The sequence below is a fragment of the Actinomadura rudentiformis genome (assembly GCF_008923185.1).
Taxonomy (GTDB): domain Bacteria; phylum Actinomycetota; class Actinomycetes; order Streptosporangiales; family Streptosporangiaceae; genus Spirillospora; species Spirillospora rudentiformis.
Genome location: NZ_WBMT01000002.1, coordinates 326,457 through 341,999, shown reverse-complemented (window position 1 = coordinate 341,999; position 15,543 = coordinate 326,457). Strand labels below are relative to the sequence as shown.

The 15,543-nt window shown below is 70.5% G+C and carries 14 protein-coding genes; 3 read left to right on the top strand and 11 right to left on the bottom strand.

The window, feature by feature from the left end; genetic code table 11:
- The first annotated feature begins 62 nt into the window (after positions 1-62).
- On the top strand, positions 63-884 hold the full coding sequence (locus F8566_RS05040) for a hypothetical protein (RefSeq protein WP_151558486.1): 822 nt from the start codon (positions 63-65) through the stop codon (positions 882-884).
- Between the two features lie 18 nt (positions 885-902).
- Here F8566_RS05040 and F8566_RS05035 read toward each other — a convergent pair whose 3' ends face one another.
- From F8566_RS05035 to F8566_RS04995, 9 genes are all read right to left on the bottom strand, one after another.
- Positions 903-1,247, bottom strand: a complete 345-nt coding sequence (locus F8566_RS05035) for a hypothetical protein (RefSeq protein ID WP_225992889.1) — start codon at positions 1,245-1,247, stop codon at positions 903-905.
- Positions 1,248-1,383: 136 nt separating this feature from the next.
- Positions 1,384-2,559: a hypothetical protein gene (locus tag F8566_RS05030; RefSeq protein ID WP_151558484.1), complete on the bottom strand. Its 1,176-nt coding sequence runs from the start codon at positions 2,557-2,559 to the stop codon at positions 1,384-1,386.
- A gap of 317 nt (positions 2,560-2,876) precedes the next feature.
- Complete coding sequence (locus F8566_RS05025; RefSeq protein WP_151558482.1) at positions 2,877-3,170, bottom strand: hypothetical protein; 294 nt, start codon at positions 3,168-3,170, stop codon at positions 2,877-2,879.
- Positions 3,171-3,298: 128 nt separating this feature from the next.
- On the bottom strand, positions 3,299-5,317 hold the full coding sequence (locus F8566_RS05020) for a xanthine dehydrogenase family protein molybdopterin-binding subunit (RefSeq protein WP_151558480.1): 2,019 nt from the start codon (positions 5,315-5,317) through the stop codon (positions 3,299-3,301).
- Positions 5,314-6,300, bottom strand: a complete 987-nt coding sequence (locus F8566_RS05015; RefSeq protein ID WP_151558478.1) for an FAD binding domain-containing protein — start codon at positions 6,298-6,300, stop codon at positions 5,314-5,316. The genes F8566_RS05020 and F8566_RS05015 overlap by 4 nt, the downstream gene beginning before the upstream one ends.
- Positions 6,297-6,938 carry a 2Fe-2S iron-sulfur cluster-binding protein gene (locus F8566_RS05010; protein WP_151559022.1) on the bottom strand — a complete coding sequence of 214 codons (642 nt, stop codon included), beginning with the start codon at positions 6,936-6,938 and terminating at the stop codon, positions 6,297-6,299. The genes F8566_RS05015 and F8566_RS05010 overlap by 4 nt, the downstream gene beginning before the upstream one ends.
- Positions 6,939-7,012: 74 nt before the next feature.
- A complete protein-coding gene (gene guaD / locus F8566_RS05005; RefSeq protein WP_225992888.1) occupies positions 7,013-8,407 on the bottom strand; it encodes a guanine deaminase in 1,395 nt (464 codons plus the stop codon).
- Positions 8,408-8,546: 139 nt separating this feature from the next.
- Positions 8,547-9,848, bottom strand: a complete 1,302-nt coding sequence (locus tag F8566_RS05000; protein WP_151558474.1) for an FUSC family protein — start codon at positions 9,846-9,848, stop codon at positions 8,547-8,549.
- A gap of 117 nt (positions 9,849-9,965) precedes the next feature.
- Positions 9,966-11,654: an LCP family protein gene (locus F8566_RS04995; RefSeq protein ID WP_151558472.1), complete on the bottom strand. Its 1,689-nt coding sequence runs from the start codon at positions 11,652-11,654 to the stop codon at positions 9,966-9,968.
- Between the two features lie 291 nt (positions 11,655-11,945).
- On the opposite strand from F8566_RS04995, the gene F8566_RS04990 reads away from it, so the two are divergent.
- Together F8566_RS04990 and F8566_RS04985 are read left to right on the top strand one after the other, a co-directional pair.
- A complete protein-coding gene (locus F8566_RS04990) occupies positions 11,946-12,944 on the top strand; it encodes a glycosyltransferase family 2 protein (protein ID WP_151558470.1) in 999 nt (332 codons plus the stop codon).
- 113 nt (positions 12,945-13,057) lie between these two features.
- Entirely contained in the window at positions 13,058-13,894 is an 837-nt protein-coding gene (locus F8566_RS04985; RefSeq protein ID WP_151558468.1) for a hypothetical protein, read from the top strand.
- Positions 13,895-13,913: 19 nt separating this feature from the next.
- Here F8566_RS04985 and F8566_RS04980 read toward each other — a convergent pair whose 3' ends face one another.
- On the bottom strand, positions 13,914-14,711 hold the full coding sequence (locus F8566_RS04980; protein WP_151558466.1) for a glycerophosphodiester phosphodiesterase: 798 nt from the start codon (positions 14,709-14,711) through the stop codon (positions 13,914-13,916).
- Positions 14,708-15,427, bottom strand: a complete 720-nt coding sequence (ispD, locus tag F8566_RS04975; protein ID WP_151558464.1) for a 2-C-methyl-D-erythritol 4-phosphate cytidylyltransferase — start codon at positions 15,425-15,427, stop codon at positions 14,708-14,710. Before ispD ends, F8566_RS04980 begins: the two co-directional genes overlap by 4 nt.
- Positions 15,428-15,543 lie beyond the last annotated feature (116 nt).

Sequence of the window (15,543 nt, the reverse complement as noted above, 5' to 3'; positions counted from 1 at the left end):
GGCATGCGGTGTAGCCTCCCTGGTGGCCGATTCTCCGCAGGTTGGGATAGATGGTGGCGAACTTGTTCGAGGTTCCTCAGCTTGAGGTGATCTCGCTGTCGCGGGATCTGCACTACCAGCTGAGGGATCCGCAGACGGAAAGCGCCCTGGCCATGGTCGCGCCGGTGGCTGTGGGGGAGTTGCGGGAGGAAAAGGGCTTCAAGCGGTTCCTGCGCTCCAAGGGCCCTGGCCGCTTCCCTGGAGAGAACGTTCATATCCCTCGCATCACGTTCGGGGTGGGCGACCGGGAGGGCAGGACCTTTTTCTTCGTCGACCGGGCGGAGAAGCTGGCCGGGCACGGCTGCATGCCGCACTACGCCGTCGTGGACGTGGGAGGGGGTGTGATCGGGTACACCACCAACGACCACCGGCAGAGTCTCGTGCCGCCGGACGGGCCCGTCGACGCGGAAGGGATGACGCTCCTCAGCGGGCGCGGGCACCTGCGGGACCGCGATCATGAGGTTGTCTGCGACATGGTCGCACGGGTGGCCATGAATCCGGAGGCGACGGCGGAGCCCGGGGTGCGGTTCATGGGGCGCGACGGCGCACTGCTGGCGCAGATGCGGGGTTACGACTCGACGAAGGTGGAGTTCGCGCCGCAGGCGCCCCAGTTGGTCAGAGCTCTGGTCACCGCGCTGATGATCGCAGGACGGGTGGACGAACGCCTGCAGGTGTCGATCATCACGTCCGGTTACAGCGCACCCGAGCCCGTGCAGGCCCCAGGCGAGCCGTATCCCGGATACCAGGACGTGCATTCCTCCTATATGCGGTACCAGGAGGAATTCATCGAGTGGTACAAGAAGGAAATGAACAAGCGCGGCAGGATCGCCGCCGCCGGCGGTTGACCCGGGCGGGATGACGGGTCAGGGCTGGGAGAGGGCTTCGGGGTCGGTGAGACCTTGCCGGGCGCCTGCCCGGCGGCGGGCTCGGACCTGAGCCTTGGTGCGGGGACGGGACTTGGGCTCGTGGCCGCAGCCGCAGGTTTCGAAGCCGTCGTAGGCGAGGCCGGCTTCCAGGACGGCGGCTACGGCCGCCCAGCGGTTGTCGTCGAGTTTGCGGGGAGCGGCGAAGTCGTGGCCGGCGAACGCCATGGGAGCGCGGCAGCGGGTGCAGAGGTGCTCAGCGCCGTCCCAGGCGTACTTGTGGCTCTGGCGGCAGGGAACGCACACGTAATGGACCTTGTACGTGGTCTCGGCATATCTGCACACGGCGTTCAGTGTATTGGGGAGGCTCCGCCGTCTACTCCTCCTACTTGCGCTACCAGGAGGAGTTCGTGCGCGGGCACCCTCTGAGGACGGTTGCTCGGCCTGCGCCGGGGGCAGCGGTCGCTGCCCCCGGCACAGCTCACAGGTTCTTCTCCCAGGGAGGCGGCTCGTCGTCCTTCTTCTTCTGGGTACTTCCGTCGACCCGGTTGAAGAACGGCGAGTTGACGTTGTACTTGTCGCTGTACTGGTTTTTCTGGTCCCAGTTCCCCTCGTACTCGCCCTTCGTGCCGAGCGGGCCGCTCTCCACACCGGCGTTGAACGACTTGTTCTTGAGGTTCTCGTTCTCGTCCCATTCGAGCTTGCCGCCGCCGCTGGCGCTGGCCATGCCGCCGGGCGTGGTGATCTTGCCCTTGAGCTCGGCCTCCTGGCCCTGGACCTGGCCGTCCTTGATCTTGGCGTGGTAGCCGCCCTCGAACTCCCCCATGCCACCGGGCGTGGAGACCTTGGCGCCGCCGCCGACATTCCACGTCTTGTCGATGTCCCGGTCGGCGTCGAAGTCCAGCTCCGCTGCGGGCCTGCTCACCCCTGGCACGCCGCGGCTGAGGAAGTTCAGGCCGCTGTTGACGCCGGCCTGGGCGAGGTTGGCCGCCGCGCCTGCGGCACCGGTGGCCATGCCCTTCTGGAACGCGTCGAAGGCGTTCGTGGCCCCGTTGCCCTCCTGCGAGTTGGCGGTGAGCGCCGCACCTCCCACCATGACCGCGGCCACGCCGACGCCGGTCACCGCGAGGATGCCGGTCGCGACCATGGTGACCTTCATGCCGACGGCCGCAAGGGCCTGGCACTCGGCGAAGATCGTCGCGCCCGCCGGTGCGCCCACGACGGTGGCCGTCGCGGCCAGCGCCGCCGCAGCCGCGATGGCCAGGGCGTCCAGGTAGACGGCCATGCCCATCGCGAAGACGGCGTAGGTGAACAACGCCCAGGCGACGACCATGATCGAGATCTGGACCGCCTCGATGTAGCTCGCGAGCGCGTCGACCTGCTGGCCGAAATCCACGACCTTGCTCTCGTAGAGCGGCCGGTCGTCCATGGTCCAGGCCTCGCCGGGGATGGCGTTGACGAGGTCGGTGATCTTCTGGACCGCCTGGCTCAGCTCCTTGGCCGCGTCCGCCCAGTCCTGAGCCGCCTTCTCGAGCTTGGAAGGCTTGCCCGTGGACTCCTTGTAGAGGAACGTCACCATGAGCGCGGGCGGCAGGACGACGCCGGCGCCCATGGCCATGGCGGTGGCGATCGACATCAGGCTCTCGGCCGTTCCCACGACCGAGCCGCCTGAGGCTCCCGCGAACAGGGCGCCCGCCAGGCCGAGCCCGGCGGCTCCGGCGCCCTGCTTGATCCCCTTGGAGTTCGTCGCGCTCGTCTGCGCGGACCGCTGTGGCGCGGAAGGGCTCGTGTTGCCGCCCTGGCTCGGGGAAGCTCCTGGGGAAGGGCTGGATCCCTGGCTGGGGGCCGGGCTCGGACTCGCCCCTTGGCTCGGGGTCGAACTGGGGCCGGGACTCGAACCTGGACCGTCTCCGGGGCCGTTACCCACTACGTCTCCTTTTCGCTGCTCGCCGTCGTCGGTTCACCGCTGCACGGTCAGATGGTGCTGTTCTGCTCGGATTTCCGGTAGGTGACGGCCGCCTGGTCGACCTTCTCGGCGAAGCCCTGGACGGTCTTCATCAGCATCTTGATGTCCTCGAAGGCGAACTGGAGGGCCATCGGGTAGGCGCTTCCGGCCGCGACGCAGCTGATGCTGAAGTCACCGCCCTCGAGGTTGTACGTGCCGTCCTTGTTGAGAGTGTCGCCGGCCTTCTTGACCATCGGGATGACGTCGCTCTTGAGATCATCGGCGTGCTGCAGGATCCGCTGGGGATCGGCGTACTTGGTCACGCTTCACCACTTTCGGGGGAGCGATCCGATCTTCGTCCAGTCCGACTCCGACCGGACATAGGCGGTCATGTCCGTAAATCGGCAGAATAGTGGACATGCGCCTGCTGGGGCGCCAGGCACGATCTGGGTCAGAGGGACGGCAGGAGGCGGGACGGGGTGATGGGCAGGTCTCGCACGCGGACCCCGGTGGCGTGGTGGACGGCGTTGGCGACGGCCGCGGCGGCGCCGACGATGCCGATCTCGCCGATGCCCTTGGAGCCCATCGGGTTGAGGTGCGGGTCCTTCTCGTCGAGCCAGATCGCCTCCAGATCGCGGACGTCGGCGCAGACCGGCACGTGGTACTGCGCCAGGTCGTGGTTGAGGTAGTCGCCGAACTCCAGATCCATGGTGCTCTCCTCCATGAGCGCCATGCCCAGGCCCATCGTCATGCCGCCGATCAACTGCGAGCGCGCGGTCGTGGGGTTGATGATGCGGCCGGCGGCGAAGACGCCGAGCATGCGGGGCACGCGGACCTCGCCGGTGTCGATGTCGACGCGGACCTCCACGAAATGGGCGCCGAACGCGTGGCGGGCGTACTTCTCCTGGGACTCCAGCTCCTCCTTGGTGTCCACGGTGACCTCGACGCCCTCCGGCGGTATGGGTGCGTCCAGTTCGGCCAGGAGGGCCTCGCAGGCGTTGTGGACGGCGGTGCCCCAGCTCGCGGTGCCCGTCGAACCGCCCGCGAGGGAGGCCTTGGGCAGGTCGCTGTTGCCGATCTCGACCGTGACACGGCCCGGGTCGGCCTTGAGCGCCTCCGCGGCGATCAGCGTGAGGGCGGTGCGGGCGCCGGTGCCGATGTCGGCGGCGGCGATGCGGACGGTGAAGCGGCCGTCCGGCTCGGCGCGCGCGGTGGCCGTGTTGGGTTCACGGTTGACCGGGTACGTGGCGGACGCCACGCCCATACCGGTGAGGGTGCGGCCTTCGCGGCCGGCGCGGCGGCCCGTCCAGCCGAAGCGTTCGGCACCCTCGCGGAGGCATGCCACGAGGTTGCGGGAGCTCCACGGGAGCCCGTCCTCCGGCGAGGTCTCCGGCTCGTTGCGGATGCGCAGCTCGATGGGGTCGATGCCCATCGTGACGGCCAGCTCGTCCATCGCCGATTCGAGGCCCCACATGCCCGGCGTCTCGCCGGGCCCGCGCATCCACGAGGTGGCGGGCACGTCGAGCTGGACGAGCCGGTGCGCCATCCGGCGGTGCGGCGCCCGGTACATGATCCGGGACGGACCGGCCGTCTTCTCGGTGAACTCGCGCACGGTCGAGTTCTGCTCGATCACCTCGTGCACGATGGCCGAGAGCCGCCCGTCGGCGTCGGCCCCGAGCCGCACCCGCTGGATCGTCGGCGTCCGGTAGCCGGTCATGGAGAACATCTGCTGCCGGGTGAACGCCAGCTTGACCGGCCGCTTCACTTCGCGGGCGGCCATCGCGGCCAGCACGGCGGTCGGACGCGGCGTGCCCTTGGACCCGAAGCCGCCGCCGACGTGCGGCGAGATGACACGGACCTTGGCCGGGTCGAGGTCGAAGACCTTGGCGAGCGTGTCCCGCACCGTCGTCGAACCCTGGTTGGAGTCGTGGACGGTGAGGCCGTCCTCGTTCCACTCCGCGAGTGTGGCGTGCGGCTCCATCGGGTTGTTGTGCTCGGCGGGCGTCGTGTAGGTCTCGTCGATCGAGACGGCGGCCTCGGCGAGCGCGGCCTCCGGATCACCCTGGTCGACGTCGGCGCGAAAGCCCGACTGGCCGTCCCGGAGATGAACGTCGTGCTGCTCGGCCCGGTAGCCGATCCGGAGCCTGGCGGCCGCCTCCCTGGCCGTCTCCAGGGTCTCGGCGACCACGGCGGCGACCAGCTGCCCTCGGTACGAGACCGTACGGGACTGGAAGACCTCGAGCTCGGCGTCGTCGACCGAGTTCAGCTTCGGCGCGTTCTCGCACGACAGCACCGCCAGAACGCCGGGCATCGCCAGCACCTCAGCGGCGGCGACGGACTCGATCTCGCCACGCCCGATCGTCGCCGCGACGGCCACCACGTGCGCGGCACCCTCGACCGGGTACTCGATCGCGTAACGCGCCGCGCCGGTCACCTTGTCGCGGGCCTCGACCCGTTCCAGCGGCCTCATGATCCATCCCCCGGCTTCGACGGCGCCAGCTCGGACAGCGTGCGCACGATCAGGTTGGTCGCGAGCGGCACCTTGAAGCCGTTGTCGCGGAGCGGTTGCGCCGCCTCCATCTCGGCCCGCGCGGCGCGTAGATAGCTCTCCTCGGTGGCGGGGGCGCCGCGCAGCATCTCCTCGGCGCGCCGTGCCCGCCACGGCCGGTGGGCGACCCCGCCGAGCGCCACCCGGCAATCGAGGACCTTTCCATCCGCGACGTCCAGCGCGGCGGCGACGGAGACGAGCGCGAACGCGAACGAGGCCCGTTCCCGGACCTTGCGATAGCGCGACGCCATGCCGAGCGGCGGCACCTGGATCCCGGTGACCAGGTCGCCGGGGTCCAGTGTCGTGTCGCGGGACGGGTCGTCGCCGGGAAGCCGGTAGAACTCGTCCAGCCGAACGCCGCGTTCCCCCGAACCGCCGCGCACCCGGACCGAGGCGTCGAGCACCGCGAGTGCCACCGCCATGTCGGACGGATGGGTGGCGACGCAGTGCGGCGTGTGGCCCAGGATCGCGAGGTTGTGGTGTTCGCCCTCGCGAGCCGGGCAGCCGCTCCCCGGGTCGCGCTTGTTGCAGGGCTTGGTGACGTTCTGGAAGTAGGAGCAGCGCGTGCGCTGGAGCAGGTTGCCGCCGACGGTCGCCTGGTTGCGGATCTGCCCGGACGCACCGGCGAGGACGGCCTCCGCGAGCACCGGATACCGTTCGCGAACGGTCCGGTCGGCGGCCAGGTCGCTGTTGCGGACCGCGGCGCCGATGAGCAGCCCGCCGCCGTGCTCCTCGATCCGGTCGTACGGCAGCCGGGTGACGTCGACGAGCCTGGCCGGACGCTCGACACCGAGCCGCATCAGGTCGACCAGGTTGGTGCCGCCGCCCAGGTAGTGCGTGTCGCCGTCGTGCAGGGCGAGGGCCTCGTCGGCGCTTCGCGCGCGCTCGTAGGTGAACGGCCTCATCGCGCGGCCTCGCGTTCCGTGGGCCCCTGACCCGCACCCCCGTGCCCCGCCGCCTCGCGTCCCGCGGCCTGACGCTCTGTGGGCCGACGCCCCGCCGTCTCGCGCGCCGCTGCCTGCCGGACGGCGGCGACGATGTTGACGTACGCGCCGCAGCGGCAGATGTTGCCGCTCATCCGTTCGCGGATCTCGGGTTCGTCCAGTTCGGGTTCGGCGGCCACGTCCGGGGTGACCACGCTCGGCCAGCCCCGTGCCGCCTCGTCGAGCACCGCGGTCGCCGAGCACAGCTGGCCGGGCGTGCAGTAGCCGCACTGGAAGGCGTCCCGTTCGATGAACGCGGCCTGGAGCGGGCTGAGCTCGTCACCGTGGGCGAGCCCCTCCACGGTCACGATGTCGGCGCCGTCGTGGGCGACCGCGAGCGCCAGGCAGCCGTTCGCCCGCCGCCCGCCGACCAGGATCGTGCACGCGCCGCACTGGCCGTGGTCACAGCCCTTCTTGGTCCCCGTGAGCCCGAGCTCCTCGCGCAGCACGTCCAGCAGGGACGCCCGGGTGTCGACGGCGAGCCGGTGCTCGCGGCCGTTGACGATCAAGGTGATCTCGGCGCGCACCGGCGGCTCGCCTGAGACGTTCTCGCTCTCCATGTCCGGCTCCATGTCCGGGCTCCTACCCAGGATCATGCGGCTGAGTCCCGCTCCGGCATTCGCGATCATGTTCGTCACCTGCGGGGATGTCCGTGGTCGGGGTGGCTCTCGTCGGACGTCCAGGCCCGGCGGCCGAGCACGTAGGTCGCCTTGGTGGCGCGCTCGTCCCCCAGCGTCGCGAGTGCGAAGAGCCGCTCGACGAGGCCCTCGGCGGCGTCCGTCCGGCGTTCGAGAAGAGGAGTCGCCGCGAAGTCCAGCACCACGAAGTCCGCCTCGTTGCCAGGCTGGAACCCTCCGATCCTGTCCTCCAGATGCAGCGCCTCAGCACCGCCCCTGGTGGCCAGATAGAAGCCGCGGAGCGCCGACAGGTAGTCGCCTTGGAGGGCCATCACCTTGTACGCCTCGTTCAAGGTTTCGAGCATCGAGAAGCTGGTGCCGCCCCCGACGTCCGTTCCGAGGCCGACCCGGACACCCGCCCTGCGCGTCCGTGCCAGCGGGAACAGGCCGCTCCCCAGGAACAGGTTGGACGTGGGACAGAACGCGACGCCCGCCTGACGCTCTTTCAGGAGCCGCCAGTCCCGCCCGCCGCCGAGGCCGCTCCGGTAGACGTTGTCCGGCCAGAGACAGTGCGCCCAGACGCTTCGTGGCCCCACCAGCCCGCACTTGTCGTAGACGTCCAGGTAGGAGCGCGGTTTCAGGGCGATGAACCGTTCGAGCACCGTATCGACCTCGTCCCGCGTCTCCGCGAGATGCGCCTGCGCCCAGATGGGCTCTCCGCTGTCCGCGTACTCCTGGAAGAGGCGGCCCGCCATGCGCAGGGCCTCGACGGTCGAGGTCGGCCCGAAGCGCGGCGTGATGGCGTACAGGCCGCGGCCCTTGCCGTGCCACGCGTCGATCAGTTCGCGGCAGTCGTCCTCCGCCTGCCGCACGTCCGTGTCGAGGTAGTCGTCGGGCACGGGGCCGCCATCGGCGCGGCCGCCCGCGTCCATGAGCACCTTTCCGGCCACCATCCGCAGGTCGCGTTCGTAGGCCGCGGCGAAGAACGCATCGGTGGAGGCCTTGTAAGTGGTCGTGTGGACGCACGCGGTCGTGGTCCCGGCCGCCAGCAGCGTGTCCAGGAAATCGCCGGCCGCCCGGCGCGCGTACTCCTCGTCAGCGAACCTGCGTTCGGCCGGATAGACGTAACTCTCCAGCCAGTCCCGCAGGTCGCCGCCGGGGCTGGCGATCGCGTCGATCTGGCCTGAGTGGATGTGCGTGTCGACGAATCCGGGCAGGATCAGGTCGTCGCAATAGTCCTGGACCGCCTCGGCCCGGAGTTCGTCGGGCAGCTCCACCCACGGCGACACCTGGTTGATCAGTCCCTGCTCGTTGACGACCAGCGCGCCGTCTTCGAGGAGATGGATGTTCCCGCCGCCGCCGGCGGGATCCCCGGTGAAGTGCAGGATGGTTCCGCGATAAGCCTTGGTCACATCGGCTCTCCACCCTCGCTCGACGACATCCGGCCGTATCGCACGACCCCTCGCGCCTACTTCGTCGATACAGCGCGGATCAAACATCGTCTGACCGGCTGCGGAGTGTCTGATCAGCAACCTTTGACCCGAATGGCGCCTACCGGGAGGTGCCCCCGGCGGCCCGGCGCAGCCGCGTCCGCGCCTGGCGGAGGGCGGCGGCCTGACGCGGCGCCAGGTGCCGTGCGGCGGTGCCGCGCCGCCGCCGCCACTGCTCGCGGGCGTGTGAACGGTGCTCGGCGCGCAGCTGGTCGGTGAGACGGTCGAGCTGCGTGACGACCTCCCCGTACAGCGGCCACTGGAGATCGCTCACGGGACGGTGGCGCAGCAGCGTGAACAGATGGTCGCGAAGCCCGCGCGCGGCCGCGACGTGCCGCTGGAGTTCCCGCTCGGCGTCGACCGGCTGGGCGTCCCGCCGCAGGTCGGAGCGGGCGAGCCGGCCGTACGCGATGATGCTCGCTGCGACCTCGCCCAGCGTGTCGGCGAGCTGGCCGCGGATCTCGGCGTCCTGGATGAGCTGGTCGCCGCTCTCGACCTTGGCGCTGTCCACCAGAGCACGGGCGAGCCCGCGCAGCGAGAGCGTGAAGTGCTCCATCGTCTCGACGGCGTGGCGCAAGGCCACGCCCGCGTCGATCAGCTGGCGGGCGCGCGGATTGAGCCGGACGCTCTCCTCGGCGGCGTCGAGCGCCCGGTCCGTCCGGCCGATGTCGCGGAACAGCGCCTGGGACTCCCGGAGCCAGCGCTCGGCGTCCGCCGCTGAAGGCTCCTGCCGGAGGTCGTCGGCCATGCTCGACACCAGCGTGCACAGCCGGTGGCTCAGGTCATGGACGGCCTCCTCGGCGGGCCGTACCCGGATCGAGGGCACCGCGACGGTCGCCACCAGGCCGACGGCGGAGCCGATCAGCGTCTCCAGCACCCGGTCGGCCGCGCCCGCGCCGGTCGCCGCGCCCAGCGCGTAGATCAGCATCGCGGAGATCGGGACCTCCAGCATGTGATCGCCGAGACGCAGCACCTGGCCGATCACGAGCGCCGCCAGGATGCTCAACCCGAGACTCCACCAGGAGAAGCCGACGAACCCGGCGAAGAGCAGCGCGATCACGACGCCCGAGGTCACCGCCGCCACCCGGGCGATGCCGGATTTGATCGTCTCGTACACCGAGTGCTGGACGACGAGCAGCGCGGTCAGCGGCGCCAGCAGCGGTGCCGGGCTGCCTGGAGGGAGGAGCCAGAGCGCCAGCAGGTACGCGCCGATGGCCGTGAGCGTGAGCCGGGCGATCCGGTAGACGGTGGACTGGGTCTCGGTGGCCACGCGCAGGGGCGGGCGACCGGTCCGGGGCACCGTGGTCTGGAGCTTGGACTGGAACACGGTCTGGAACTTGGTCTGGAACGTTCGCAAGGCCATAGACCTGTTGTCAATGCGATCCAGGGGTGGACAAATTCCAGTGGGGCGGCAAATCTCCGGCAAAGCACCCTGACGGGCGCCGGACGGCGCGCCGCCTGCCTGCCGGTAGAGCTTGAACTACTTGCAGAGCTTGGAGGTGGCCGTGCCCGTCTCCAGGGCCGGGCCGGAGGAGCCGCCGGTCGAGGCGGGCTTCTTGACCTTGACCTTCTGGGCGCCCTTCCAGTTCTCGCCGACCAGGACCTGCACGCGGGAGCCGAGCGAGTCGAGCTGCTTGATCTTGGCGCCGGGAATGGCGGCGGCCAGGGTCTTCGCGGACTCCTTGCGTCCCGGCCCGTACTGGATCACCGTGCTCGCCAGGCCGCGGCGCGCGATGCCCTGGACGACGGTGACCTTGAATCCGGCGTCTGACAGATCACCGCCGGCGCGGCGGGCCAGACCCTGCGTGCCGACGGCGTTGCGGACCAGGACCTGGATGTCGCCGGGCGGCACGGTGGGCGCGTTCTTGTCCTTCGGGGCGCCGTCCTTCGGGGTGGCACTGGGCGCGGGCTTGGGCGGCTCGACGAGCGGCTGGTCCTTCTTGATCTTGCCGAAGAGGTCGCGGGCGCGGTTCTGGTCCCACAGCACGGTCGACTGCGGGGTCGTCGCGTTCCACAACATCGTGTTGTAGCCGGGGTTGGACAGCGGGATCTTGGCGAACGTGAGGTTGTCGGTGGACAGGCCCTTCATCTGGTCGGCCAGCTTGGGCAGGTTCTTGGCGAGCTTCTCGTCGACCGTGAGCGACTTGAGCGCCGCGTTGAGGAACTTGGTGGACTTCACCGGGTCGCTCAGCGTCCTGCTGCTGAGCGCCTGTTTCATCATCGCCGACATGAACTGCTGCTGCCGGTCGATGCGGCCGAGGTCGCTGCCACCGGTCAGCGAGTAGCGGGCACGGGCGAAGCTCAGGGCCTTGAGCCCGTCCAGATGGGACTTGCCCGCAGGCAGCTTGAGCCCGCTCTTCGGGTCGTCGACGGGCTCCTCGGTACAGATGTCGACGCCGCCGAGCGCGTCCACCATGCTCACGAAGCCGTAGAAGTTGACCTCGATGAGGTGGTCGATCGAGACGTTGGTGGCCTGCTTGACCGTGTCCACCATGAGGTCGCGGCCGCCGAACTGGTAGGCCCAGGTCAGCTTGCCGTAGCGGGCCGGCACCCGGTTGCCCTTCGCCCCCTCGGAACCGTTCGACTTGTGCGCCGGGATCATCACGTACGAGTCGCGCGGCAGGTTGATGACGGTGACGCGGTCGTGGTTGCGTGAAATGTGCACCAGCATCATCGTGTCGGAGCGTTCACCCGGCTCGCGGCCGAGGCGCGCGGCCTTCTGCTGGGCCCGGGTGAGCCCCTCGCGGCGGTCGACACCGGCGACCAGGATGTTCATGGCGCCCTTGGGGGCGTCCTTGTCCTTGCCGAGCCCGCCGACCTTGACCTTGTCGAGGGCGCCGGTGACGTAGTTCTGGAAGCCCCAGGCGCCGCCCGCCGTCAGCAGCACGAACGCCGACATGGTGCCGGTCAGCATGAGGAAGCGGCGCTGGCGCCGGGCGCTCATCGCCGCCCGGGGACTCAGGCTCGGCCCCGGCCGGCGCGGGCCGCGCGGGGTCTCGACCGCGACCCGGGGCGCGGGCGCGCCGTCGACGGTGACGCCGTCGACGCCGTCGTCGTCGCCCCCGTCGTCACCGCCCACCGGGCCGTCACCCGGGCGGGGCCGGAAGTACCGCTCGAACGGATCGGCGTCCTTGCCGGCACCCCTGCCGGCGTCGTGACCGTCAGCCATTCTGGCCGCCGCCCCCTCCCGAGACCGATTCGGCGCCTTCTGACGCGCGTCGTCACCACCTTAAAGTGGGGAACACCCGTCCGTTCGCTACCTCGGACTCGTGTCCTTGGAGTAACGTGGCGCCGTCTTGACCTCCCTCCCAGGCGGCCACACCCGGCCAGGGTGTCATGAGCTGCGTCATAGACCGGAGCCAGCAAGAGAGAGGAAGGGCCCCCGGCCACCCGAACCGGCCCAGAGCACTGTATGAATCCGTCTCCCCAAGCGCACAGTCCAATGAACGGCGTCCAGCAGATGACACAAGACCGCACCTGGCCCGCGGTGTCGGTCGTGATGCCCGTGCTCAACGAAGAACGGCATCTCACCGACGCCGTCCGGCGTATCGTGACCCAGGACTACCCCGGCGAGCTCGAACTCGTCCTCGCCATCGGACCATCCCGGGACCGTACGGAGGAGATCGCCGCCAAGCTGGCGACCGAGGATCCACGCATCGTCGTCGTGGCCAATCCGACCGGGCGCACCCCCCAGGGCCTCAACATCGCCATCAAGGCGTCCCAGTACTCCATCATCGTCCGGGTGGACGGCCACTCGCTGCTGCCTGCCGACTATGTGCGGGCCGCGGTCGAGACGATGGAGGAGACCGGCGCGGACAACGTCGGCGGCATCATGGCGGCGGAGGGCGTCACGCCGTTCGAGCAGGCCGTGGCCCGCGCGATGACCTCCAAGCTGGGCGTGGGCAACGCGCGTTTCCATACGGGCGGCGAGGCGGGTGAGGTCGAGACGGTGTATCTCGGCACGTTCAAACGCAGCGCCCTGGAGCGCGTCGGCGGTTACGACGAGACGTTCGTGCGCGCCCAGGACTGGGAGATGAACCACCGGATCCGCCAGAGCGGCGGAAAGATCTTCTTTACCCCGCGGATGCGTGTCACCTACCGTCCCCGGCCCAACCTGCGGGCACTGGCCAAGCAGTACTTCCACACCGGCCGCTGGCGCCGCGTCGTCGGCCGGGAGCACCAGGGCACCCTCAACTTCCGCTACCTGGCCCCGCCGCTGGCGGTCCTGGCGATGGCCGCGGGCTCGGTGGCGGGTGCGTTCGGCATCTGGCCGGGCTGGCTCCTGCCCGGCGGCTACGCGGTCGCCATGGTCGCCGGTGCCGCCGTGGAGGGCCGCGGATTGCCGGTTTCGGCCTGGGTACGGCTGCCCCTGGTGTTCGCCACCATGCACATCTCGTGGGGCGTCGGCTTCCTGACCAGCCCTCCCGGGCTCGGCCAGCCCACCCCGGCCAAGCCCTGACCGACATGCCGGAAATGGGAAGAACCAGACTGAACGAGTGAACCTGGGTGGATAAAGCCACGTCTCAGGGTTAGGTTGGCGGATCATGGCGCCGGCCGGACGAGGAGGTGGCCATGTCGACTGGTGCGTCGAGTGGTGCGTCGAGCGGGGCCCGCCACGGCCTGGGGGTCCTGGCGGGGGTGATCGCCACGCCGCTGGTCGGCGCGGGGCTCGTGGTCGGGTTCGAACGGCTCGAAGAGTACCGCCGCCAATTCGTGCGGTTCGCCTCGACGACGTCTCCGGGCCTGGTCGCGGGCGCCATCCTCGCCGTGACCGCCGCGGTCATCGCGGTGCTGGTGGCGTCGCGGCTCTCGCCGCTGGCCTCGCTCATCCCCGGTGCGGTCTTCACCGCGTACGGGCTGGTCTGGCTGCTGAAACCGATCTGGGCCTCGGACCAGGTCCCCGACCTGCCCGACCGTTACCGCTTCTCGGTCATGACGATGTCGGTCTACGGCATACCGTTCCTGGTCGGCATGGTGTTGCTGGCCGGCTCGCTCCTGCCGTCCCGCTGGCGGTCGCGGACGCCGGCCGCGGCGGGGACCCGCCTGCCGGCCGGGCCACCGCCACCGGGGACGCCCGGCGGGCCGCCGCCGCACGCCGCCATGCCCGGGGCCCCCAGCCCGATGTACGGGCGGGAGCAGCAGCAGCCGTACGGCCGTGGCCCGTCCCCGCCTCCGCCGCCGTACGGGCAGCCCCCGGGCCCCGCCGCCGGCCCGAGCCAGAGCCCGGGCGCCAGTCCCGGCCCGGGTGGGATCCCGACGCCGAGACCGGCGCAGGCACCGCCACCGCCGCAGGCGCCGCCACCGGCGAAGCCGTCACAGGGCTCCCAGCCGCCCTCGGACGACGAGCCGGGGGAGTGGACCCGGATGTACGGCGGAGACGACCTCAAGGACGGCGGCGGCTCCCGCTAGCCCTTCACTGGCCGGCCCTTCACCGGCTGACGGCATCGAGGGCGCCGACGACCCCCGGCACGTCGTTGACGACCAGCGCGTCCACACCCGCCGCCACATACGCGTGGACGTCCTGCGGCGCCGGGCACCAGGCGATGAATTCCAGAGCCGCCTTGTGCGCCACGTCCACGATGTGCTCCAGCGGGCGCAGACGCGTGTCGGGGTGGCCGAATCCGCACGACTCCGTGTGCACGCCGATCGCCTGCAGGCCGAGGCCGGCCGCAGCGGAGACGCCGTGCCACAACGGGAACCGAAGCCACGTGAGCAGGCCCAGCGGTACGCCCGGCAGTTCCTCCTGCAGATAGAGCAGCAACGACGGGTCGAACGACGTCACCAGCAGGGGGCGCCTCCCCGCCTCACGGCGCAGGACGGGCGCCAGCAGCGCGCCGGTACGCCTGGACGGTGCGTCCACGGCGTCTTCGAGGATCGTCTTCACGTCCACATCGACCGGCACCCCGGCCGGCAGCGCGTCGAACACCTCCACCAGGCGCGGCAGGCCGCTGTCCGCCGCCGCGGTGTCGATCAGGAAGGCGCCGCCGGGAAGGGTGGGGTCGTGGCGCAGGACGAGATCGTCGTCGGCCGTGCGGGTCACGTCGATCTCGATCCACGAGGCACCCGCGTCGAGCGCGGCCAGCATCGAGGGGATCGTGTTCTCGGCGACGGTCTCGGGGCCGGAGTTCCCGTCCGGGTCGGGGATCGGCTCGGGGCCGGGCAGCGGCACGTCGCCCGAGCCGGAACCGCGATGGCCGATGACGGCGGGCGCGTTCTCGAAGATCATCTGCTCTCCGGAGAGTCGGTGGTGCCGTCGGGTTCGGCGGCCAGCTGTTCGGCGATGACGACGTCGAGCGGGTGGGTCACCTTGAGGTTGCGCTCACTGCCCGTCACCACCCGGATGGGTACGTCCGGCAGGTAACGGTGCACGATCCCGCAGTCGTCGGTCGCGGCGAGCAGCGGGTCGGCCAGGGCGAGCTCGTAGGCCTTGCGGATCGTACCGAGGCGGAAGCCCTGCGGGGTCTGGAAACGCGCCAGCGACTCGCGAGGCGGCATGGACAGCACCAGGCCGTCCTCGACCGCGACGATCGTGTCGGCGGAGGGCAGGCCCACCGCGACGGCCTCGTACGTCGCCAGCGCCGCCAGCACGCGGTCGATCACGCCGTGGTCCACGAACGGACGGGCGGCGTCATGGAAGAGCACCCGGGTGTCGTCGGGCCGGCCGGCCAGCGCGGTCAGCGCCGCGACCGTCGAGGCGGTACGCGTGTCACCGCCCTCCATCAGGCCCGTCACCTTGTGGAACGGAGCGGCGATCTCGGCGGCCGTGCGCACATGGCCGGCGGCCATGACGATCAGAACCTCGTCCACGCCGAGGTGGCCGTTGAACGCCTCGATCGCGTATGCCAAGATCGGCCGACCGCCGACCTCGATGAGCTGCTTGGGTCGCGAGGCGCCCATTCGCTGCCCCGTGCCGCCGGCGAGGATCACCGCGACCGTCCGCATCGCCGTCCCCTTTCCTCTTGAGGTAGTCGTCAAACCGCTACGCTGAGCAACTCCTCCCGGTGCCGTCCCGACGGCTCCGGGACGCCCTTCCACCCGCAGACCCCGAGTACCATGCC